This is a genomic window from Hymenobacter sp. 5317J-9 (genome assembly GCF_022921075.1).
Lineage (GTDB): Bacteria > Bacteroidota > Bacteroidia > Cytophagales > Hymenobacteraceae > Hymenobacter.
In genome coordinates, this window is sequence record NZ_CP095050.1 from 693,775 (window position 1) to 713,214 (window position 19,440).

A 19,440-nucleotide genomic window follows, 5' to 3' on the forward strand; every position below is an offset into this window, starting at 1 on the left:
GTAGTTCATGGATTTGTTTTCTACCCAACAACCCGACCTTAAAACCCTTTTTCTGCAACTTTTTCACTGCGCCGAAGAAGAGGCAGTAGACAGCCTGATTAAGAAATACCCTGGTGTTTTCGCTTCAAGCGACAACTGGAAACCACTTGGCGGTAGCGCGAATATGTATGGGGTTATCGAAAACCAACAAGCTTCGCCAATTGCGGCACTTGTGGAGAAAATAACCAATTCCATCGACGCCACGCTCATGCGCAAATGCTATGAGGCTGGCGTAGACCCCAAAGGTGCAGATGCGCCCAAAACGATGGAAGCGGCCGTGAAACAATTTTATACAGGCCAGGCTGAACAATGGGACTTACCTTCTTTCCGTAAGAAACAAGCCGAGAACATTCAAATTCTAGCATCGGGGCCGCGCATGAATACTTCGCTGACTATTTACGATAGCGGCGAAGGACAGCACCCCGACAAGTTCGAGGACACGTTTTTGTCGTTACTGCGGGGCAATAAGAACGAAATCCACTTTGTGCAAGGCAAATACAACATGGGCGGTAGTGGCGCCATTGTGTTTTGCGGCAAGCGTGGGTACCAGTTGGTGGCTTCCCGGCGCTATGATGGTACCGGGCCGCTGGGATTCACGCTGATAAGGGAACACCCGCTGACGAAGCAGGAGCAAGGCTCTCTTAAGAATACGTGGTATGAGTTTCTGGTATTAGATGGTAAGATTCCATCCTTTCCCATTACCGAACTTGATTTGGGCTTAGTGGGGCGTCCTTTTACTACCGGCTCCATCATTAAACTGTATTCTTACAGCCTGCCGGCAGGTTCGCGCTCCGTTATTTCCCGTGACTTGAATCAGAGCCTTAATGAGTTTCTGTTTGAGCCTGCGCTGCCAATTCTGACTGTTGACACCAAGGAGCGTTATCCTGATGATAATAACCTGGAGCGCCCGCTTTTCGGCCTGAAACGTCGGTTGGAGCAGGATGACAAAGCCTACGTGGAGGAAAATTTCGTGGAAGACTTCACCGATGCGCTATTTGGGAAGATGCGCGTGGCTGGCTATGTCTTCAACACCAAAGTAGGGGGCAAGTCGGCTAAGGACACGAAGGATTCCATTCAGCGCGAGTTTTTCAAGAACAACATGACCGTGCTGTTCTCCATGAATGGGCAGGTACACGGCCACTACACTTCCGAGTTCATCACCCGCTCGCTGAAGCTTAACCTGCTGAAAAACCATCTGCTGCTGCACGTCGATTGCACGAACATGAGCTATGAGTTCCGTAAAGAGCTGTTCATGGCCTCGCGCGACCGGCTCAAGGGGAGCGACGAAACAACCAAGCTGCGCCAGTTCCTAGCTACGAAGCTGGGCAAAGCCGGCGGGCGGCTGGCCGAGATTGAGAAGAAGCGCAAGGACTCTATTGCGGTGGATGGCGGCGACTCCAAAGAGCTGCTGAAAAACGTCACCAAGAACATTCAGATGAACCCGGAGCTGCTGAAGCTGCTGGGTAGCACGTTCAAGCTGGAGGAGAAGAAGCCCCAACCCGACAAGCACGACAAGCCGGAAAAGAAAGCGCCCTCAAAACCCGCGCCGGAGCCGTTCAAGCCGCAGCGCTTCCCTACGTTTTTGAAGGTGCGGGGGCACCACGACGGCGACAAGGCCCTCACCGGCATCCCGTTGGGCGGCGAGAAAACGGTGCGCTTCGATACCGACGTGGAGAATCAATACTTCAACCGCGTGGAAGAACCGGGCGAGCTGAAAATTGCGCTGCTCGGCGTGAAGCGGGCGGCGGGCAAAAACAACAACGGCAGCAGCACGGCCAACGGCGGCAACCTGGACGCTACCGCGTGGGCGGTGGAAGACGTGCTGAACGTGAACGTGAGCAGCCCGCAGGACGGCACCATCCGCGTCACGATGAACCCGCAGAAAGACGCGCAGGTAGGCGATGCCGTGCAGCTGAAAGTGTCGCTGACTGCGCCCGGCGAGGAACTGGAAGAAATATTCTGGGTGAAGATTGCCGACAAGGACGCGCCGCCCAAACCCATGCCCCAGCCCGAAGAGGAGCCGCTGCAAGGACTACCCGAGCCCGTATTTATGTACAAAGAGCAAAAAGACGGTGCGCTGACCTGGGACCAAATGGAAGAGGCAATTGGCGTATCGGTAAACCACGACACTGTGGTGCACCCAATGGCCTCTGGAGAGAACCTAGAAAAGATTTACATCAACATGGACAGCAAGGTGCTAAAGAGCTTCCGCTCCAAGCATCGCAACATTACTGAGGCCCAGCTGGAAATATCCGGGCGCAAGTATTGGACAGCGGTTTACATGCACACGCTCTTTCTGTACAGCATCACCAAGAACCGGAAGTATCAGATAACTCAAACAAAAGCTGGCGAACAAGACCCGGTGGACGTGGCCGACTACATCAAGGACTTGTTCGAGAATTTTTATTCAGAGTTTATTTTGAACTTTGGTGGAATGGAAGAAATGATGCAAGGGCTAGGAGAGTGATATCATAGCCCAAACTCAAAACGCAAATCTTGAACGAGCTTTTTTAGACCATCAAGTGAGAGTCTACGCTTTGAGGAGTGTATCAAGCACTTTCTTATTGCTTCATATAAGCTTTTACTATCAGATGCTACTAAATCTGATTTAGCTATCTGACCAAGAGGTAAGTTGCCTTGCACTATATACCAGAACAGCTTTCCAAGCTGGAAGACATCTGACTTAGCGCCAATTACGCAATCAAGGTTGTATTTGTTAGACGTGTTTTCAACAAGAAATTTATTGGTTGCTTCAGGTGAAAACCAACCTGTTGGACCTATCATCTCGCCCTTTTCTTCTCGTTCTATCTCCATATCCCTGACGCGATAAGCGGACAGGCCAAGGTCGCATATTTTTGGTTCGTTATCCAAAATGAGAACGTTGTCATTTTTGATATCCCTGTGATATAAATCGTAGCCATGTAAATAAGAAATTCCATCTAATATCTTGTCAAATAATAATATTCTCTGCTGAATAGTTAAGTCTGGTTGCAAGTCCAAGTAATGCCCTAATGAATAATCACACTTTTCCATTACATAATAATCATACGTCTTATTCTTTATTTTTAGCTCCCCTTGCCCTATAAATCCTACAATGTTTTCATGCTCCGCTTGCGAAGTTTTTTCAAAGGCTCTAATTTCTCTTATAAACCTCATGCGTTTGAGGTAATTTTTATGGGTCTCAGCTGTCTCTTGTGGGAATTTGCAAACTTTTAGAGCGTATTCATCCCCATTTTCATTGTTTATTTTAAAAACTACCCCATTGCCCCCTGCTAATGGTGCGTCACCATGTAAATAATCCACTAAATACCTTGTGCCCTCAAATAGAATGATATTTTCTCCGGGCTTATCAGGTGATATGTCTGGGCTTCCTGAGTTGAGTATCATGAATTTCTACTTAAGGCGTTCTTTAGATTCAACCAAAGGAGACAAAATTTCCGGAACCAGCATCATTGTATTGCCAACTTTCTCTATGGCTGATTTTGGAGCAGAGTAATATTTTATAATCTTATTCTGCACATCAGTTGGCTTAGCCGTTCCATTCAATAATTCATCTAATATGCGACTTCTGTTATCTCGAGCTGCTTTTGCATTAGATTGAGAAACACAATTTAGAGCATACTCATACAGTGGTGGGCATCCAGTTTTGTCAGGTTTAATCCCTGGCTCCACAGCAAGTAGGATTCTGTATATTCTTTCATAGGCTTTTTTATCAAGTTGAATATTATCCATAATGAAGCCGTAAAGAGTGTAAAAATCATTTCGTTGTCTATAACGAGTAGATTTAACTGCTTTGATTTTATTGAACCACGCAAAAACTTTCATTGCGGATTCAAATTGAGTTGTTACAGCCTTAACTTCTTCGTCACTCAGGTCGCGTTTGTATACAGTCTCTACGAAATCTTTTTTGTCATAATTTTTTCCTTTTGTATCAGATTGTTCTTGCTTGGAAGAGCTTTTATAAATTGAAAGAGCAACCACTTCCTCTACTAAATCACGGTCTAGCATCCGCTTTTTACTGCTTGGAGGAACCAAGTCCAGCGCAATAAAGCTTGGGCTTTCTATGAATTTTTGTACTAAATCTAAAAATTTGGTCTCAAAAAACCGTGCTTTGAATTTTTCTGGACGGTTCAAAGCCGTTCCTGAAGAGTTAATCGTAGTATAGAACTCCTCTATTTTTTCATGAGGGCCCAAGCTGTTTATAACAGTGATATTTAGAGGGTATTTAAGAAATCCATTCTTTTTAAATTCTTCTGTGGAACCTGCTTCATCTAATTCTTTTGTGTCATTGTAAAGAATAAGAGTGCTTGTGCGTTGCTGCCCATCTACAACTTCAAACTTGCCTCCTTCTTTTTTTAGAAGAAAAAATGCTGGAAGTGCTGAATGACTTTTTAAAGAATCTATCAGTCCTTGTTGTGTATCAAAACTCCAAACTGAGTTCCTTTGATAGGAAGGCTTAAGATTGATTTTTCCTTCTTTGTAGAGTTTAAGTAGCTTCTCTACTGTCCAAGTTTCGAATTGGAAATCCATATGCAGATTTTATATAAAACATGATGCACATCCTACTTCTTCCTCATCGTCGAGGACATCAAGTAAATATGCACTAGTGGAAAATGCGCTTTTCTGTTGTTTAGCCAACGCATCCAGCTTAATACGCCGGATGCGTTCTGGTTTAATGAGGTCGCTAAGCGACTCTTCCATCCAAGTGTAGCCGTCTTTTTCGTAGGCTTGGGCTAGGGCAAACTTATCGGGGTGTTGCTCATAGAGCCACACCCATTCAATCTTTTGCTGGAAGAAGCAGAAGAAGCAGCCGGAGCGGCTGCGGGCGTATTCGCCCTGCTGACCGTCTACTTCAAAGGTTATCTTTTCATAGTAGGCCGGCACGCCCACGCCGCTTGTGCGCAACAGCTTGAAAATATCGGCGCGCACCAGGTTCTCGTCGTTGTCGAGCAAGGAGAACTCGGCGGCTTGAGCCAGCGGGTAGGCCGTGTCGCGCAGCAGGGCAAACACCACGCGGTTGAACAGGCGCACATCGGCATCGAGCAGGGCGTTGAGCTTCTGCGTCTGGCTGAAGGTGCGTGACAAGGGTGCATTCACCACCGGCAGCAAGCGGGTATGCTGGGCGTGCTCGCTTAGCTTTTCGTAGAGGCGGCCGAGGCGGGGCAGTGCGTCGGCTTGCAGCACCTTCTGTACCACGTCTTCGCTCCAGATGTTGCGCCGGAACGGGAAGATGGATTGAATGTTGGGCTTGCGCGAGATGTAGCCTTCGCGGTCTTCGTCGCCCCGAATGCCCACGTAAGACACCACCGGGTCGTTGCCCACAAACTGCTCGAAGGGCTCCAGCTTGAGTTTCTTGGTACACCAGCGGGCGCTCGACGAGGGCAGGTAGCCCCCGTACACCTTCACGAAATGGTCGAACGAGTCTTCCGGGCTATCCGGCGCGGCTTCGAGGCGCGTTATCTTCTTTCCCAGGTAATTTTCCAGGTTGCTGATAAGCGTGTAGGTTTCTGGCAGCTCTTTCCCGGTGTCGCTGAAGTAGTATTCAATGTCCAGCTCAGGGTGCTTGTTGCGCAGGTAAATGGCCAGGGCGGCGCTGTCTTTGCCGCCGGAAATGCCCATTACGTGCCGGAGAGGCTTGTTCTGCATGGTAGATTATAAGTACTCCTGGAGTAGGCGAGCCAAGATAGCTAGGCTGCGCGATTTATTGCCTTCCAGCAGGACGCGGATTTGACTCTCCAACTCTTTCTCTTCGGGGCTTGTTTGCTTGGGCCGCCGAATAACGCGGGCTCGCTCCTTGGTGCCGAATGTGGAAATGCCCACGCGCAGGATGTCTTCGGCCTCAGGGTCGATAACGGTTTTGGTCAGCTCACACAGGTTGTCCAACTCGTGGATGCGCTGCTGAAACCGGTCCTGGAAAATCCGCTCGTCGGCGTCGTCAAAGTTTTTCAGACTCTTGCTCAGCAGCGCATTGGCCATTGAGTTCAGCCACGCCTCGCGGTCGTCCAGCTGTGACATAATGCGCTCCCGGAATATCAGCAGGTCGTTGGGCAGCTGATGCGGTTCGAGGCTGCGGAACCGCTCGCGCAGCGCCAGCTTATACTGCTCAAACTCCGCCGACCGGCCCAGGATGTGGCTGCTGATGGCTTGCTCCAGCCGCAGCAACAGCGCCGCATACGCCTGCCGAATGAGCGTGATGTTGTGTTGCAGCGTCTGCACGTACCGCTCCCGCGTGGCCGTGTCCTCCTGCAATTCGGCCAGGCTGAAGCCCAAGGCCCCGGGAAACGTTTCGAAGAAGGCCGCTTCGGGGTCTTTGCTCAGCGAAATGCTTTCGCGCAACCGCAAGGCGGCGGCCGGCAATTTCTTCGTGTGCTGAGCGTACTCCGGCAGCTGCCGGTAGAAGGTCAGAAACGGCTTAATCGACTCAATAAATGTCTTATTGGAGAGTCGTTCGGCGGGCCCAAGCTGTAGCAGCTCGCGGTACTCGTTAAACAGCGCCAGCTTTTCCGGCAGCAGCTCAAAAGCCTTCACCGCGTACAGGGCCGGGCTCTTGGTGAAGAGGTCTACCACATCGGCGTTGAGGTCGGGAATGTACCGGTCATCCTCCCCGTACAGCGCGAACTCATGCCGCCGGATGAAGAGAAACACCGGCACCCAGAAGTCAATAAGGCCCTGCTTCAGCTTGAATGGCTTGCCCGACAGCTGTTTCATCAGGTCCAGAATCTTCAGCTTGCCTCCCTGCGACTGCTGCAAAAACGCGTCGCACGCTTCCCACAGCGGCTGAAAGGTGGCCGCCGTGGGCGGCATCAGCGCATACTCGCCATTGAACTGCCGGTGAATGCCGGTATCCTGCAACAGCGACAGGTAGATGGTTTTTTCGGGCGGGAAGTTCTTGGCCGGAAAGTCCAGGTCCGGGTATTGCCACTTCTCAAACAGCGCCCGAATAAAGTTCTTGCGCGCCGTCACAATAGGCACCGACAACTTGGTGCGGTTCACTAGCTCGCTCCGGTACACGGGCGTATCCACGTACACCTCGCGGGCAATGGCCGACAAGCACCGGTTGAACGACCGGCGGTTGTTGAAGTCCGCCTTCGCCGTGCCGTTGAAAAACCAGGTGATGTTGCCGTTGGCTTCATATAAGCTGTCCAGCACGTAATGATTGAGCAAGGCCACCTGGTGGTCATAGATGCCGTCCAGCTCGCGCACCGCCACCTTATCATTCAGGTTCACCTTGCGCACGGCCCGCACCTTGTCAATCTCCCGAATAAGCCGCTTGATTTCGCCCGACTTGCGGTAGATGCCATACAGCACCGCCTGGCGGCGGTCACCCACCGTCTGACGCAGCTTCTCCGGCGAGATGGAATCCGAGAAAATCAGGTTCACGAAGCCGTCAATCTCACCCTCGGGCTCTTCCAGCAGCACATCATCCGTCATCCGCACCTCAAACACCCGGGGCGTACCTACTTCGTAGGAAGCCTGCTTAGCGGCGATGTAGGGAAAGGTGAAAAACTCCCGCAGGCGCGTTGCCACGTCCGTTACCTGCTCTACCAAGCTACCCGCCTCATCAATGGCCAGCTCAATATCAAGGTCAGTGCCCTCGAAAAGGATGTAGCTATTCTTGTGCGGCTGAAACCGGATAAGCTTATGCTGCTTCAAGGTGTTCAGCGCCGGGGTCACCGTCGGCAGCCCCAGGCTCAGCCTAGCGTAATCTTCCAGAAACTCCGTGCTGATTTCGGCCCCCGCCGGCGCGAAGATGGACAATAGCCCAATGGTCTTTACTAAGTGCCGGGCCGCGTTCAGGTCTTCGTCCGTATCGAAGTGTTTTTCTAGCTGCTCAAGCGTGTTCTTGAGAATGCCCCACTGAAAGAAGTTGGGGTTATAGCGCGAGGTCAGCAGCGAGTAGAAATGGTAGCTCAGGTAATCGTACACCTGGCTGACGCCATAGTAGGTGCCGTGCTTCAGGTGCTGCTCAATGCCTAAATAGTCATTGGAGCGCAGAAAGGAGAACAAAGACCGTTCATTCTGGCCATAGCGCTGTAGCGCCTGCACCAGCACCCCACCCGAAAGCAAATCCAACGGCCATAGCTGTTGCTGCATATCGGGCGTTTTGTAGTCACGCAACGGGAAAACGTGAGCTGCCTCAATCGTGGCAAACAGTTGCTGGTTCACCGCCAGATTGGCAACGCTCTTCTGCGTACCGGCCAGTTGCTGCGCCGCTAACTGTAGCAGTTGCTCCACCGGCTCGTTGAAAGTCAACTCTTTCAACCGGCCTTTCACTTTCTCCCATTCCTGCCGTTGGGTGCGGTTCAAACCAACGGCATAAGAACTCACGTCCTGGTGGACGGTAGTTAGTAGCAGAATATCCTTGCTAGAGTCATTGATGTACTCCGCCAGCTGCTGAATGAAATACAGTTCTTCCTCCGGGTTTTCCCGAGCGGCATACTCTAAGAACTTGCCGAACTCATCCACCACTAGCACTAACGCGAAGCGCTTTTTCGCCAGCGGTTGGTATTCTTGGTCTAAGGCTTCGATAACATCTTTAGTAGTTGCCTCTACTCCAGTATCGCCCAGAAAGTGCTTGGCAAGCGTTTGCTTGAGCGAAGCGTATTCGCCAATAAAATGCTCGAACCGAAATGCTTTGATGTCCTTAAAGCCAACCTCTGTTTGGAAATACTTATTCCCCTTATTCAGCGTCTGCTGAAACGCCCACAGGAAAGCCGATTTACCAGTACCATACGCGCCAACAATATTGAAGCTGTGAACTCCTGACAGATAGTTATCAACTATCTGCCCGAAAATCATCTGTGCATTCGGGGTCGGAATGTACAGAAGTTGCTGCGACGCATCGCGTGCAATGTTAACAGATGGGCTAAACGAGGTCGCCATAATATTGCTGCATCACCTCATCGAGGTTGATTAGTTCTTTCTTGATAGTAAGCACCCGGTTGCCGGCAGTGCTCGAATAGATAATGGCCGTCGGGAAATGCTCGCGCATCTCCTCGATTTTATAGAACAAGCCCTTCTCGTTCATAGCGAATAGCAAGCCGGGCGAGTCAGGCGCGACCTCCAAGTCACTAAAGCTGATGGATTCGCCAAACTGCTCATTCTCCAAGATGATGCGCAGCACCACTTGCCAAGGAATCTCCCGTCGCTCCAAATTCTCAATGTGGTAGCGGATGCCGTCATTCTTCGTTACCGTGAGCATGCCCAAGTCTTGCAACAGTCCACTAGACTCTTCTTCTATATCTCCCTTGCCTTTTTCGCCTGCAGGCGCATAGCTGCGGATAAATACGGTTAAGTCTGCATCAAGCGTAGTAGAATTTAATGGCAACTTACCCAATTCCGAGTTGCGCCGAATGATGAACTGCTCTAGTTGCGTCTTGCTAAAAGAGAAGCCTTCTTTCCGTAGCTCATTGAAGACAAAATGATACAAAGAAGCGCGGCCAGTTTTGACAAGCAGATAGTGCAAATACCAAAGGGTAGCGTTGTCCTCTAGATATGGGTCAACCCCATCAGGACCGAAGAGTTGGTGGGCGACAGCTAGCAATTCGTCGGACTCATTGGTCAGACCAAAAGCCCGCAGCCAATAGCGCACAGCATCCACCATATTCTTACCAACGCCGAGCTGCACTACGGCATCAGCATCATTGAAGCCTCCTCCAGCTTCAATAAAATCGTATCCCTTCTTAAGCCAGCCGTGGCGACATAAGAACGTGTTATGTCCTTGAAAAATAAGTTTTTCCCCTAGCATAGCATTGTCGCTTTTTAAGCTAAGGTACCACTCAAAGGCCTGAAAAGCGAGAAAAACATGCTAAGAACTTGAGCATCATTAGATGCCAGAAAGAAGCCCCGGCCGCACACGCAGCCGGGGCTTCTTTTGCTGCTGCCTCCTGCCTGCGGCGGCAAGGCACCCAGGCAGAAGAATAGCACTTCTCCAAGCGCACCGCTGGCCCCGGGGCCGCCCCTGAGAAGGCGGTTTGTTCGTTCTGCCTTCGTTCCTCGTTCGTTCGGCGGGCGGTGGGGCCGGCGGGGGCCGGAGTTGCACTATTTACAGGGTGCGGGTTTTGCTCACGCTGTGGCCGGGGTTGTCGGTGGCCGACACCGTGATTTTGTCGCCGGCCAGCGAGGCATTGCGGGCCGTGGCCGTGTACCGCCACTGGTTGGGGTCGGCCTGCTGCTGGGCGTCGCCCTCTTCCACCAAGCTGCCGTCGCTGTTCTCAATCTTCACGTGCACGCTTTGCACGGCGTGGTCGTCGGTGGCCGTGATGCCGATGACGTCTCCCACCTTGCCCGTGTACTGGCTCAGGTCCACGTCGCCAATGTTGGGCGCCTGCATGAAGTCGCGCAGCAGCACATTGTACACGCTGATGTCCTGGGCCTTGGCTTCGTCGGCGTACTCGGCCAGCACGGCCGGGTCCTGGCTCTGGCCCTTGGCGTATAGCACGGCCTGCTGAAACCGCTCGCGCTGGGCCGTCTGCCCGGCGGTGGGCGGCCCGCTGGGGGCCTGCGGGGCCACGCTCACCACGGTGCCGCGGCTGGTTTGCCGAAACACCAGCTGCCCAACCAGCGTGCCGCTCAGTCCCTGCGTCACGATGTTGTTCTTAACCTTTGCCATAAAAGTGTTGGGGGTTTTGGGTAGAAAAAACGCCCGGCCGTCAAGTCGGGCCACCGGCAAGGTAACGGAATATTTTAATAATTAATAGGTATTGGATAAAGGCCCCGTAAGCCCGTCATGCTCATCTGGCGTCCGCGCAGTCGAACCGAAGGTCGGCGTAGCCAAGCATCTCTACCGCGCAACGAATCCAGCTAGGAAGAACGCCATGCTCATCTGGCGTCCGCGCAGCCGAACCGAAGGTCGGCGTAGCCAAGCATCCCGCCAGCCAGGCTCACTCAGTCGTTCGGCTCCCCTCTCCCTCGGGAGAGGGGCCGGGGGTGAGGCGCGCCGGCAGCACGAAGCACGCGAGATGCTTCGACTGCGCCCAGCATGACGTTCTTTTTCCCCTTTCTTCCCCCTGCTTCAGCTGTAATCAATCTCCGTGTTGTCGCCGATGTTCAGCGAGTGGTTCATGCCCCGGAACGAGGCGTCGGAACCCACGATGCAGTCGTGCATCACCGCCGAGCGCAGCTCCGAGTAGGAGCCGATGATGGAGTCGCTCAGGATGGTATTCTGCACGATGGTTTTGTCGCCAATGGCCACGTTGGGCCCGATGATGGACTGCGAAATGCGGCAGCCTCGCCCGATGCTCACCGGCGGAATAATCACCGAATCCGGAAACTCCGAGTAGTCGCGCGGCTCCAGAAATTCGGCCGTGTTGAGCAGGCGGGCGTTGGCTTCGAGCAGGGTTTCCTTGCGGCCGCAGTCAAACCAGTTGTCCACGGGGCAGGTCGTCATGGCTTCGCCGTCCTCAATGAGGCGCATCAGCGCGTCGGTGAGCTGGAACTCGCCGTGGGTGCGCACGTCGGTTTCGCGCAGCCACTCCAGGGCCTGGGCCAGCTTTTCGGCGTCGGCCAGCTTGTAGAGGCCCACCATGGCGTAGTTCGACTTCGGAATCTTGGGCTTCTCCACCACCTTGTTTACGCGGCCGCCGGCCCCGGTTTCCACAATGCCGAAGCGGGTGGGGTCCTTCACTTCCTTCACGGCCAGCACCGAGCCGGGCGTGGCCAGCAGGGCCGGCAGGTCCACGTCCACTATCGTGTCGCCGAGCAGGATGAGCACGCCGTCGGGGTCGTGGCGGAACTCCTCGCGGGCCAGCCACAGGGCGTGGCCCAGGCCCTCGCGGGGCTCCTGCATCACGAAGGTGGCGTTGAGGTCGGGGTAGTTGCGGCGCACGTAGCGCACGATTTTATCGCCCAGGTAACCCACCACAAACACAAACTCGGTGAGCCCGGCCACCCGCAGGCGGTCGATGATGTGGCCCAGAATGGTGTTGCCGGCCACCGGCACCAGGCTTTTGGGCTGGGTGTGGGTGTGGGGGCGCAGGCGCGAGCCAATGCCGGCGACGGGAATGACGGCTTTCATTGTAATGAACCGGGATGAGAATCGATAAAGGAAGAGCGAAAGCGGCAGGGGGTGCCTAGCTATGCAGCAAGCTACAACTACTGGGCACAAGCTACGTACTTTGCGCCAAGCCCGGAACCAAACCGGCGCGGCGGCCCCAGGTTTCGCCACCGCTACCCAACCCCCGAGCATCTTTCACCTTCACCCCTTCTTTTTTCACATGAAACGCTTTCTTCTGTATTTCGCGGGCCTGGCCCTGTTGCTCACCCAGTCCTCGTGCGGCTACAACGGCATGGTGCAGCGCGACCAGGCCGTGAAAGCCCAGGCCGGCAACGTGCAAAGCGCCTACCAGCGCCGCAACGACCTCATCGGCAACCTGGTGAACACCGTGAAGGGCGCCGCCAAGTTCGAGCAGGGCACCCTCACTTCGGTCATCGAAGCCCGCGCCAAGGCCACCAGCGTGCAATTGAACCCCGGCGACCTCACGCCCGAAAACATCAAGAAATTCCAGGAAGCCCAAAGCCAGGTTTCGGCCGGCCTGGGCCGCCTGCTGGCCGTGTCCGAAAACTACCCCGACCTGAAGGCCAACGCCAACTTCCAGGAGCTGCAGGCCCAGATTGAGGGCACCGAAAACCGCATCAACGTGGAGCGCAACAAGTTCAACGCCGTCACCAACGACTACAACACCTTCACCCGCTCCTTCCCCAACAACCTGTTTGCCGGCATGTTCGGCTTCCAGCCCAAGCCCTACTTCGAAGCCGACCCGGCCGCGAGCAAGGCCCCCACGGTGCAGTTTTAAATTTCAGTTATCAGTTAACAGTGAGCAGTGAACGAGTAGGGCCTCAGCCGCTACTGTGGGTTACCGGCTGCTCACTGTTAACTGTTCACTATTAACTGCTAACTGATGAATAACCCCCTTACCCCCGCCCAGGACGCGGCCCTGGTGGCCGCCATCCGGCAGGCCGAAGTCACGACTTCGGGCGAAATCCGGGTGCATCTCGAAGACACCTGCCCCACGCCCGAGCCCCTGGACCGCGCCGCCCAGGTGTTCGGCGAGCTGAACATGCACAAAACCGCCGCCCGCAACGGCGTGCTCTTTTACCTGGCTTGGCAAAGCCGGCAGTTTGCCGTCATCGGCGACTCGGCCATCAACGCCGCCGTGCCCGACGACTTCTGGGAAACCACCAAGGAAGCCGTGCTGGAACAGTTTCGGCACGAAAACTACGTGCTGGGCTTGGAGCGCGGCATTAAGATGGTGGGCGAGCAGCTGCAGCGCTACTTCCCCTACGACGCCAAAACCGACCAGAACGAGCTGGACGATTCCATTTCCTTCGGCGGCCAACAGCCGTCATCCGACGCATGAAACATTCCGAGGCTGACGCCAGGGTAACAGCGCCGCACGCGGTGGCGGCTGGCGTGCGCGTGCCCCGGCCCGCAACGTGGCGCTGGCTGCTGGTGCTGCTGTGGGCCCTCACGGCGCTGGGCGCGGCGGCCCAAAACACCCCGCCCCGGCCCAACCCGCCGCGCCTGGTCAACGACCTGGCGGGCCTGATGCAGGCCGGCGAAGCCGACGCCCTAGAGCGCAAGCTCGTGGCCTACGACGACAGCACCTCCTCGCAGATTGCGGTGGTCACGGTGCCCACCCTCGACGGCGACGACGTGGCCAACTACGCCCAGAACCTCTACGAAAGCTGGGGCATCGGCCGCAAAGGCAAAAACAACGGCATCCTGATACTGGTGGCCCAGCAGGAGCACGTGGCCCGCATCCAGACCGGCTACGGCCTCGAAGGCGCCGTGCCCGACGCCATTGCCAAGCGCATCATCAGCAATACGCTGGTGCCCGCTTTCCGACAGAATCAATACTACGCCGGCCTCGACCGGGCCACCGACCAGCTCATTGCCCTCGCCAAAGGTGAGTACCAGGCCGACCCGGAAGACGCCCGGCCGCAGCGCAGCCGCGGGTCGTCGGGCTCCGGCTTTCCGTTCTGGGCCATCATCATCGTGATGGTCTTCATCTTCATCATGCTACGCAACCGGGGTGGCGGAGGCGGGCGCGGCAACCGCGGCTTCGGCGGTGGGTTTGTGCCTCCCATCATTTTCGGTGGTGGCGGTTTCGGCGGCGGCGGCGGCTGGGGCGGCGGTGGAGGCGGCGGTGGCTTCGGGGGCTTTGGCGGCGGCAGCAGCGGCGGCGGCGGCGCCAGCGGCAGCTGGTAGGTTTTATAAAAAGCCAAAAAACGTCATGCTGAGCGTAGCCGAAGCATCTCTACCGCAATAGTAAATCCAGTCGACAGGGTTTACTTGCGTGGTAGAGATGCTTCGGCTACGCTCAGCATGACGTTTTATTTTATTGTTTCATGACTCTAGTGCTCGCTCTGCACGCCCACCGGAATGGCCACTGCCAGCCGGTTCTCGGCCGGGGGCACGGGGCAGGAGTAGCCGTGGTTGTAGGCACACGACGGATTGTAGGCCCGGTTGAAGTCCAACTGCATCACGGTGGTGCCGCGCGGCGGAATACGCAGGTCGATGTAGCGGCCGCCGCCGTAGCTGCCGTGGCCGTTGGTGAGGTCGGTGAAGGGCAGGAAGAGGTAGTCGTCTAGGCCAGGGCGCTTCATTAATTCTTGTTCCTGATACACGCTGAGCCGCTGGGGCTGGCCGTTTAGCACAAAGCGCAGCTCGCCGTATTTGCGGTAGGTGGGCCGCCGGGCGGTGCTGGTTTCCATGGCAAAGGGCCGGGAGGTGGAGTCGCGCACAAACGTGGCCGTTACATAGTAGCGGTATTGGGTGGGGTAGTAGGGCAGGCTCACGAGGGCCTGCTGCTCGGCCGGCGTCAGGGGCGACTCCTTAGGGTTGCGGAACTCCGCATTCAGCGCCTGCTGAAAAGCCAGCACGGTCTGGCGGTGAGCCAGCGAATCGAGGTGCGCGGGCGCCGTTTGCGCCTGCGCGGAGCCGGCCAGCAGCGCGGCCACAGGCAGCGCGGAAAAGAAAGATTTCATGGGTCAAAGCTAATGCGCCTGCCGCGCCGCCAGGCCGTTTCCAACCTTATTGACCAAACCCTAGTATCAAGCCTTGATTCGGCGGTAGCAAGGCCGCGGACAATTTCTTTCACCCTTCTTTTGTCGATGCCATGAATGCTTCCCGCCTAACCCTCCTGTTCTTTTTCTTCGCCTTGGCCACCACCCTCACCGGGTGCGACGCCATTGCCGGCATCTTCAAGGCCGGTGCCTACACGGGCATCATCGCCGTGTTCATCGTGGTGGCGCTGCTGTTCTTCATCGTGAACAAAATGCGCGGCCCGCGGCCGTAAGTCTGTACCCCCAAGCTGCGCTTGGGTTCAGGCGAACGAAACCTAACGATGCCTGCCAGGCCCAAGCACAGCTTGGGGGTACGCCCACCAAACGCAAAAAGCGCGGCTCCTTCGCAAGGGCCGCGCTTTTTGCGTTAAAACCAACCGGAAAGCTATTCGCTGCGCTGCTTGCTGGGCATGGTGCCGATGATGTGGTCCCAGAGCGTGCTGCTCACGCCAAAGGCCACCTCGTCCTGCCGGTAGTGGTGCTGGCTGTGGTGCGTCCACCACACTTTCAGGAAGTTCTTCGGCGGCGCGTAGGCGTGAATGGCATAGTGCACAAACAGGTACATGGCGTAGCCAAACGTGAAGCCCGACAGCAGTCCGAACGCATACGAGCCGAAGCTGAAGCGGAAAATGAAGAACAGCAGCGAGGCCACAAACACCGTGATGATGGGCGGCATGGCCAGGCGCGTCTTGTCCTTGGGGTACTCGTGGTGCACGCCGTGCATGGTGTACTGGAACTTGGCGCGCCCCGGGGTGGTGGCCGGAATGTGGTACACGTAGCGGTGCACCAGGTACTCGACGAGGGTGAAAGCCAGCAGGCCCGCCAAAAACAGACCCAACGCGCCCAGGCCCGTCATGAAGCCGCGCGTGAGGCCATAGTACATGCTCAGAATGCCCGTAACGGCAAAAATGCCCACCGGCAGCGCAATGTGCGTGTGCGAAAGCCGCTCCAGCACAGGGTTCTGAAACAGCTGCGCCGAGCCTTTGTGCTTGGGCCGCATGGGGGCCGCGGCGGGCGTTGGGGTAGGCTTAACGTCTGGTTCTTCGGGGGATAGAGTTGGCATAATGGGAACGAACAACAAACGGATGAAGGTGCAAAATTACGGCATGGGGGGCAAAGTGCCCGGCAGGGCAAAACCCGTGCCCGCCAGCTGCGCCACCACCGCGGGCAGCGTGCAGGCCGCCGAGCAGCGCAGCCGTGCCTGGGCATAAAACCCTTTCCGGGCCTTCAGGGTTTCGCGCAGCCAGGCTTCGGCCCCGCCTGCGGCCGCAATGAGGGGCCGCTTGGCCACCTCCTCCGGAGCCATGCGGGCGGCCAGTACTTCCACCGGCACATCGAGCCAGAGCGTGGGCCCAGCGCTGTTGAGCAGCCGCATATTGTCGTGAAAGCAGGGCGTGCCGCCGCCCGTGGCCAGCACCAGCGGCGGGCCCGCGTGGGCCAGGGCCCGCCGCAGCACCGCCGATTCTATCTCCCGAAAGCTGGCTTCGCCTTCGGCGGCGAAAATATCCCGCACGCTGCGCCCGGTGTGGGCTTCAATGGCCACGTCCAGGTCCAGAAACGGGCGGTTGAAGTGCGCGGCCAGCTGGCGGCCCAGGGTGGTTTTGCCGGCGCCGGGCAGGCCCACCAGGCTCAGGTGGCCGGAGCCGCCGGGTACCAGCGAGGCATTGTAGGGATAGGGTGGTGTGTTGGCGTTGTTTGTCATCCTGAGCGCAGCGAAGGACCTTATCACGTCCGCGCCGTTTGAATTACTACAAATCGTTTGACAGTGATAAGGTCCTTCGCTGCGCTCAGGATGACGACTCCTCCCAACACCTAAAAACAGAAAACTTACCCCAGCTTCACCCGCGGGTCGAGCACGGCGTAGAGCACGTCGACGACAATATTTATCAGCACAAACAGCGCGGCTACGAACAGCGTGGCGCCCATTACCACCGGGAAGTCCAGGTTTTCCACGGCGCGTAGCGTCACGGTGCCCAGGCCTTTCCAGTTGAAGATGTATTCGATGAAAAACGCACCGGCCATGAGCGAGGCCAGCCAGCCCGACACGGCCGTCACCACGGGGTTGAGGGCGTTGCGCAGGGCGTGGTGCAGCACCGTGGCCGGGCGGCTCAGCCCCTTGGCGCGGGCCGTGCGGATGTAGTCCTGGCTCAGCACGTCGAGCATGCTCGAGCGCGTGAGCTGCGTGATGATGGCCAGCGGGCGGATGCCCAGCGCCACGGCCGGCAGCAGCAAATTGCGCAGCACCAAGTGCCGCTCGCCCGTGAACGGGTCCGTCTCATACAGCTGCCCGGTGAGGCTCAGGCCCGTCCAGCGGCTCCAGTAGAAGCCGAACGTGACGGCAATGAGAATGGCCGCCACAAACGACGGCACCGAAATGCCCAGCACCGAGGTGCTCACCAGCACCCTGTCGAGCCACGACTGCGGCCGCAGCGCCGCTGCCACCCCAAAGGCCACGCCGCCCACGCTGGCAATGAGCATGGCCGCCAGCGCCAGCCACATGGTGCCGGGGAAATAATCGAGCAGGATGCGCAGCACGTCCTTGTTGCTCTGGAAGGAGCGGCGCAGGTAGGGCTTTTTCAGCACGAGGGCGCGCTCGCCCAGCGGCAGCACGGCCAGGCCCCCGTAGCGGGCGCGGCCGGCCGAGTCGGCGGGGTGCAGGCCCAGCGGCGACACATCGTTCAAATAGCCGAGCAGGCGGGTGGGCAGGGGCTGGTCGAGGCCAAGGTCGGCGGTGATGGCGGCTTTGGTGGCCAGGTCGGTGCGCTGGCCGGCCAGCAGGGCGGCGGGGTCGCCGGGCAGCACGTTGAACAGCAAAAACACCGTGCACGCCACGCCCACCAGCACAAGCAGGCCCTGACCCAGGCGACGAAGAATGAAGGATAGCATGGGACGAGTGAAGAGAATAGGAACGGTCATGCTGAGCGCAGTCGAAGCATCTCTACCGCAATACTAAATCCAGCCAGCAGGATTACTTGCGCGGTAGAGATGCTTCGCTATGCTCTGCATGACCGTTCTTTTCCTGACGTTTGGTCATTCCCGCTACCGAAATTATTTCGCCGCTGGCGCTTTCATCAGCCGCTCTACCTCGTACAGCGGCGGAATGTCGTGGTAGTGGTACTTGGCTTTAATCACGCCGTTGCTGAGCACCATCAGGCCGGGGTTGGACCGGATGATGGACTTGAGCACCGTGGCATCGGCAAAGTAGTAGGGGCCGGCCAGGTTCACGTCGTGGCGGAACGAGTCGAACTTGGGCGCGCTGGTGCTCGTGATGGTAAGGGCCGTGATGCCGCGGCGCGACTTGGCGGCGCCCTCCATCAGGGCGTTGATGGCATCGAACCGGTCGCGGTCCGTCTTGTTTGTGTTTTGCACGATGAGCACCAGCTTGTTGCCCTTCAGCAGTTCCTGGGTGTAGGAGTTGCCGTCCACGTCGCTTATTTCGAAATCGGTCACGGCCGGGGTCGACTCCTTGGGGTTGAGCGAGGTCATGGCCTGGTATTTCCAGGTGGTGTCGGTGGGGTATTGGTCAAACTCCTTGGTTTCGCCGTTGCGCGTCATCGTGTAGCGGTAGCGGGCCGGCTCGGCGGGCTTCATCAGCTTGTGAATGTCGGCGCCCACCTTGTAGGGCAGGAAGTCGAAGTAGGGGAGGTGGCCCAGCGCCCGCACCCCAATGCCAATGGCAATGGCCGAGGCAAAAGTCATCACCATCACGCCCAGCGTGCCCTGCACGAAGGAGTGCCGCAAAAACCGCTGGTTGAAAAACACGATGGCCCACAGCACCAGCAGGAACAGGTCCTTGAAAAACGACGTCCAGGGCGTGAGCTTGATGAAGTCGCCGAAGCAGCCGCAGTCGGTCACCTTGTTGAAAGCGGCCGAGTAGAAAGTGAGGAAGCCGAAAAACACCAGCAGCCCCAGCAGCGCCCACAGAATGATTTTCAGGTGCCAGCGCAGCAGCAGCGCCACGCCCAGAATCACTTCTAAGGAGCTGAGCACGATGGACAGCGTGCGCGACAGGTCTTTAAACCACAAAAAGAACCCGCCGATGGCCGGCAGCGACTCGGCAAATACCTCAAAATATTCTTCGAGCTTGTAAGCCGTGCCCACCGGGTCGTTCAGCTTGACCAAGCCCGAGAAAATGAAGATGGCCCCCAGCAAAAACCACGCAACGCGCGTGAGGATGCGCAAGGGGTGGGGCGCCGGAGCCGCCGCGGTAAGTGAACTAGGAATTGACATAAGACAAAGTAAGCCCGTGGCAAACGGCTGGGCAACGCCGGAGGTTTGAAATCGGTGCCCCGGAGCTTGCGTGAGGTGCCGACGGGCAGTGCTGGCAAGCCACCC

Annotated in this window: 17 protein-coding genes; 5 read left to right on the forward strand and 12 right to left on the reverse strand. The window is 56.7% G+C overall.

Features of this window, described 5'->3' with window-relative positions:
* Window positions 1-7 precede the first annotated feature (7 nt).
* Window positions 8-2,506 carry a hypothetical protein gene (locus MUN81_RS02745; protein ID WP_245114862.1) on the forward strand — a complete coding sequence of 833 codons (2,499 nt, stop codon included), beginning with the start codon at window positions 8-10 and terminating at the stop codon, window positions 2,504-2,506.
* Window positions 2,507-2,508: 2 nt separating this feature from the next.
* Here the strand turns inward: MUN81_RS02745 and MUN81_RS02750 are convergent, their stop codons facing one another.
* The 7 genes from MUN81_RS02750 to MUN81_RS02780 all read right to left on the reverse strand — a co-directional run bounded on the left by MUN81_RS02750 (window position 2,509) and on the right by MUN81_RS02780 (window position 12,055).
* The gene (locus tag MUN81_RS02750; RefSeq protein WP_245114863.1) at window positions 2,509-3,426 is read right to left on the reverse strand and encodes a protein kinase; all 918 of its coding nucleotides are present in this window, start codon (window positions 3,424-3,426) and stop codon (window positions 2,509-2,511) included.
* Window positions 3,427-3,432: 6 nt separating this feature from the next.
* On the reverse strand, window positions 3,433-4,569 hold the full coding sequence (locus MUN81_RS02755; RefSeq protein ID WP_245114864.1) for a DUF262 domain-containing protein: 1,137 nt from the start codon (window positions 4,567-4,569) through the stop codon (window positions 3,433-3,435).
* Between the two features lie 9 nt (window positions 4,570-4,578).
* Entirely contained in the window at window positions 4,579-5,685 is a 1,107-nt protein-coding gene (locus MUN81_RS02760) for a phosphoadenosine phosphosulfate reductase family protein (RefSeq protein WP_245114865.1), read from the reverse strand.
* 6 nt (window positions 5,686-5,691) lie between these two features.
* Window positions 5,692-8,346 (reverse strand): hypothetical protein, encoded by a 2,655-nt coding sequence (locus MUN81_RS02765; RefSeq protein WP_245114866.1) that lies wholly within the window; start codon window positions 8,344-8,346, stop codon window positions 5,692-5,694.
* A 559-nt stretch (window positions 8,347-8,905) separates the two neighbouring features.
* Window positions 8,906-9,787, reverse strand: coding sequence for a DUF4007 family protein (locus MUN81_RS02770; RefSeq protein ID WP_245114867.1), 882 nt, complete (start codon window positions 9,785-9,787; stop codon window positions 8,906-8,908).
* A 297-nt stretch (window positions 9,788-10,084) separates the two neighbouring features.
* Window positions 10,085-10,651 carry a hypothetical protein gene (locus MUN81_RS02775; protein ID WP_245114868.1) on the reverse strand — a complete coding sequence of 189 codons (567 nt, stop codon included), beginning with the start codon at window positions 10,649-10,651 and terminating at the stop codon, window positions 10,085-10,087.
* Window positions 10,652-11,053: 402 nt separating this feature from the next.
* Window positions 11,054-12,055: a sugar phosphate nucleotidyltransferase gene (locus MUN81_RS02780; protein ID WP_245114869.1), complete on the reverse strand. Its 1,002-nt coding sequence runs from the start codon at window positions 12,053-12,055 to the stop codon at window positions 11,054-11,056.
* A gap of 199 nt (window positions 12,056-12,254) precedes the next feature.
* Here MUN81_RS02780 and MUN81_RS02785 point away from each other — a divergent pair, with 199 nt between their 5' ends.
* From MUN81_RS02785 to MUN81_RS02795, 3 genes are all read left to right on the forward strand, one after another.
* Window positions 12,255-12,833: a LemA family protein gene (locus MUN81_RS02785; protein WP_245114870.1), complete on the forward strand. Its 579-nt coding sequence runs from the start codon at window positions 12,255-12,257 to the stop codon at window positions 12,831-12,833.
* A gap of 105 nt (window positions 12,834-12,938) precedes the next feature.
* Window positions 12,939-13,397 carry a TPM domain-containing protein gene (locus MUN81_RS02790; RefSeq protein WP_245114871.1) on the forward strand — a complete coding sequence of 153 codons (459 nt, stop codon included), beginning with the start codon at window positions 12,939-12,941 and terminating at the stop codon, window positions 13,395-13,397.
* Complete coding sequence (locus MUN81_RS02795; protein ID WP_245114872.1) at window positions 13,394-14,248, forward strand: TPM domain-containing protein; 855 nt, start codon at window positions 13,394-13,396, stop codon at window positions 14,246-14,248. The genes MUN81_RS02790 and MUN81_RS02795 overlap by 4 nt, the downstream gene beginning before the upstream one ends.
* Window positions 14,249-14,394: 146 nt before the next feature.
* On the opposite strand, the gene MUN81_RS02800 is transcribed toward MUN81_RS02795, so the two are convergent.
* Window positions 14,395-15,027, reverse strand: a complete 633-nt coding sequence (locus MUN81_RS02800) for a DUF1684 domain-containing protein (RefSeq protein WP_245114873.1) — start codon at window positions 15,025-15,027, stop codon at window positions 14,395-14,397.
* 131 nt (window positions 15,028-15,158) lie between these two features.
* Between MUN81_RS02800 and MUN81_RS02805 the strand changes: the two genes are divergently transcribed.
* Window positions 15,159-15,338 carry a hypothetical protein gene (locus tag MUN81_RS02805; protein ID WP_245114874.1) on the forward strand — a complete coding sequence of 60 codons (180 nt, stop codon included), beginning with the start codon at window positions 15,159-15,161 and terminating at the stop codon, window positions 15,336-15,338.
* A 152-nt stretch (window positions 15,339-15,490) separates the two neighbouring features.
* On the opposite strand, the gene MUN81_RS02810 is transcribed toward MUN81_RS02805, so the two are convergent.
* From MUN81_RS02810 to MUN81_RS02825, 4 genes are all read right to left on the reverse strand, one after another.
* Window positions 15,491-16,168 (reverse strand): sterol desaturase family protein, encoded by a 678-nt coding sequence (locus tag MUN81_RS02810; protein ID WP_348533161.1) that lies wholly within the window; start codon window positions 16,166-16,168, stop codon window positions 15,491-15,493.
* A 36-nt stretch (window positions 16,169-16,204) separates the two neighbouring features.
* Window positions 16,205-16,807, reverse strand: coding sequence for a shikimate kinase (locus MUN81_RS02815; RefSeq protein WP_245114875.1), 603 nt, complete (start codon window positions 16,805-16,807; stop codon window positions 16,205-16,207).
* Window positions 16,808-16,932: 125 nt separating this feature from the next.
* Window positions 16,933-17,991, reverse strand: coding sequence for an ABC transporter permease (locus MUN81_RS02820; protein WP_245114876.1), 1,059 nt, complete (start codon window positions 17,989-17,991; stop codon window positions 16,933-16,935).
* Between the two features lie 162 nt (window positions 17,992-18,153).
* Window positions 18,154-19,335 (reverse strand): BT_3928 family protein, encoded by a 1,182-nt coding sequence (locus MUN81_RS02825; protein ID WP_245114877.1) that lies wholly within the window; start codon window positions 19,333-19,335, stop codon window positions 18,154-18,156.
* Between the last annotated feature and the right edge of the window lie 105 nt (window positions 19,336-19,440).

What these genes read in the sequence shown, in the direction of transcription:
- MUN81_RS02745 (WP_245114862.1), top strand. Translation starts at nt 8, where the DNA reads ATGGATTTGTTTTCTACCCAACAACCCGACCTTAAAACCCTTTTTCTG.
- MUN81_RS02750 (WP_245114863.1), bottom strand. Translation starts at nt 3,426, where the DNA reads ATGATACTCAACTCAGGAAGCCCAGACATATCACCTGATAAGCCCGGA.
- MUN81_RS02755 (WP_245114864.1), bottom strand. Translation starts at nt 4,569, where the DNA reads ATGGATTTCCAATTCGAAACTTGGACAGTAGAGAAGCTACTTAAACTC.
- MUN81_RS02760 (WP_245114865.1), bottom strand. Translation starts at nt 5,685, where the DNA reads ATGCAGAACAAGCCTCTCCGGCACGTAATGGGCATTTCCGGCGGCAAA.
- MUN81_RS02770 (WP_245114867.1), bottom strand. Translation starts at nt 9,787, where the DNA reads ATGCTAGGGGAAAAACTTATTTTTCAAGGACATAACACGTTCTTATGT.
- MUN81_RS02775 (WP_245114868.1), bottom strand. Translation starts at nt 10,651, where the DNA reads ATGGCAAAGGTTAAGAACAACATCGTGACGCAGGGACTGAGCGGCACG.
- MUN81_RS02780 (WP_245114869.1), bottom strand. Translation starts at nt 12,055, where the DNA reads ATGAAAGCCGTCATTCCCGTCGCCGGCATTGGCTCGCGCCTGCGCCCC.
- MUN81_RS02785 (WP_245114870.1), top strand. Translation starts at nt 12,255, where the DNA reads ATGAAACGCTTTCTTCTGTATTTCGCGGGCCTGGCCCTGTTGCTCACC.
- MUN81_RS02790 (WP_245114871.1), top strand. Translation starts at nt 12,939, where the DNA reads ATGAATAACCCCCTTACCCCCGCCCAGGACGCGGCCCTGGTGGCCGCC.
- MUN81_RS02795 (WP_245114872.1), top strand. Translation starts at nt 13,394, where the DNA reads ATGAAACATTCCGAGGCTGACGCCAGGGTAACAGCGCCGCACGCGGTG.
- MUN81_RS02800 (WP_245114873.1), bottom strand. Translation starts at nt 15,027, where the DNA reads ATGAAATCTTTCTTTTCCGCGCTGCCTGTGGCCGCGCTGCTGGCCGGC.
- MUN81_RS02805 (WP_245114874.1), top strand. Translation starts at nt 15,159, where the DNA reads ATGAATGCTTCCCGCCTAACCCTCCTGTTCTTTTTCTTCGCCTTGGCC.
- MUN81_RS02810 (WP_348533161.1), bottom strand. Translation starts at nt 16,168, where the DNA reads ATGCCAACTCTATCCCCCGAAGAACCAGACGTTAAGCCTACCCCAACG.
- MUN81_RS02815 (WP_245114875.1), bottom strand. Translation starts at nt 16,807, where the DNA reads ATGACAAACAACGCCAACACACCACCCTATCCCTACAATGCCTCGCTG.
- MUN81_RS02820 (WP_245114876.1), bottom strand. Translation starts at nt 17,991, where the DNA reads ATGCTATCCTTCATTCTTCGTCGCCTGGGTCAGGGCCTGCTTGTGCTG.
- MUN81_RS02825 (WP_245114877.1), bottom strand. Translation starts at nt 19,335, where the DNA reads ATGTCAATTCCTAGTTCACTTACCGCGGCGGCTCCGGCGCCCCACCCC.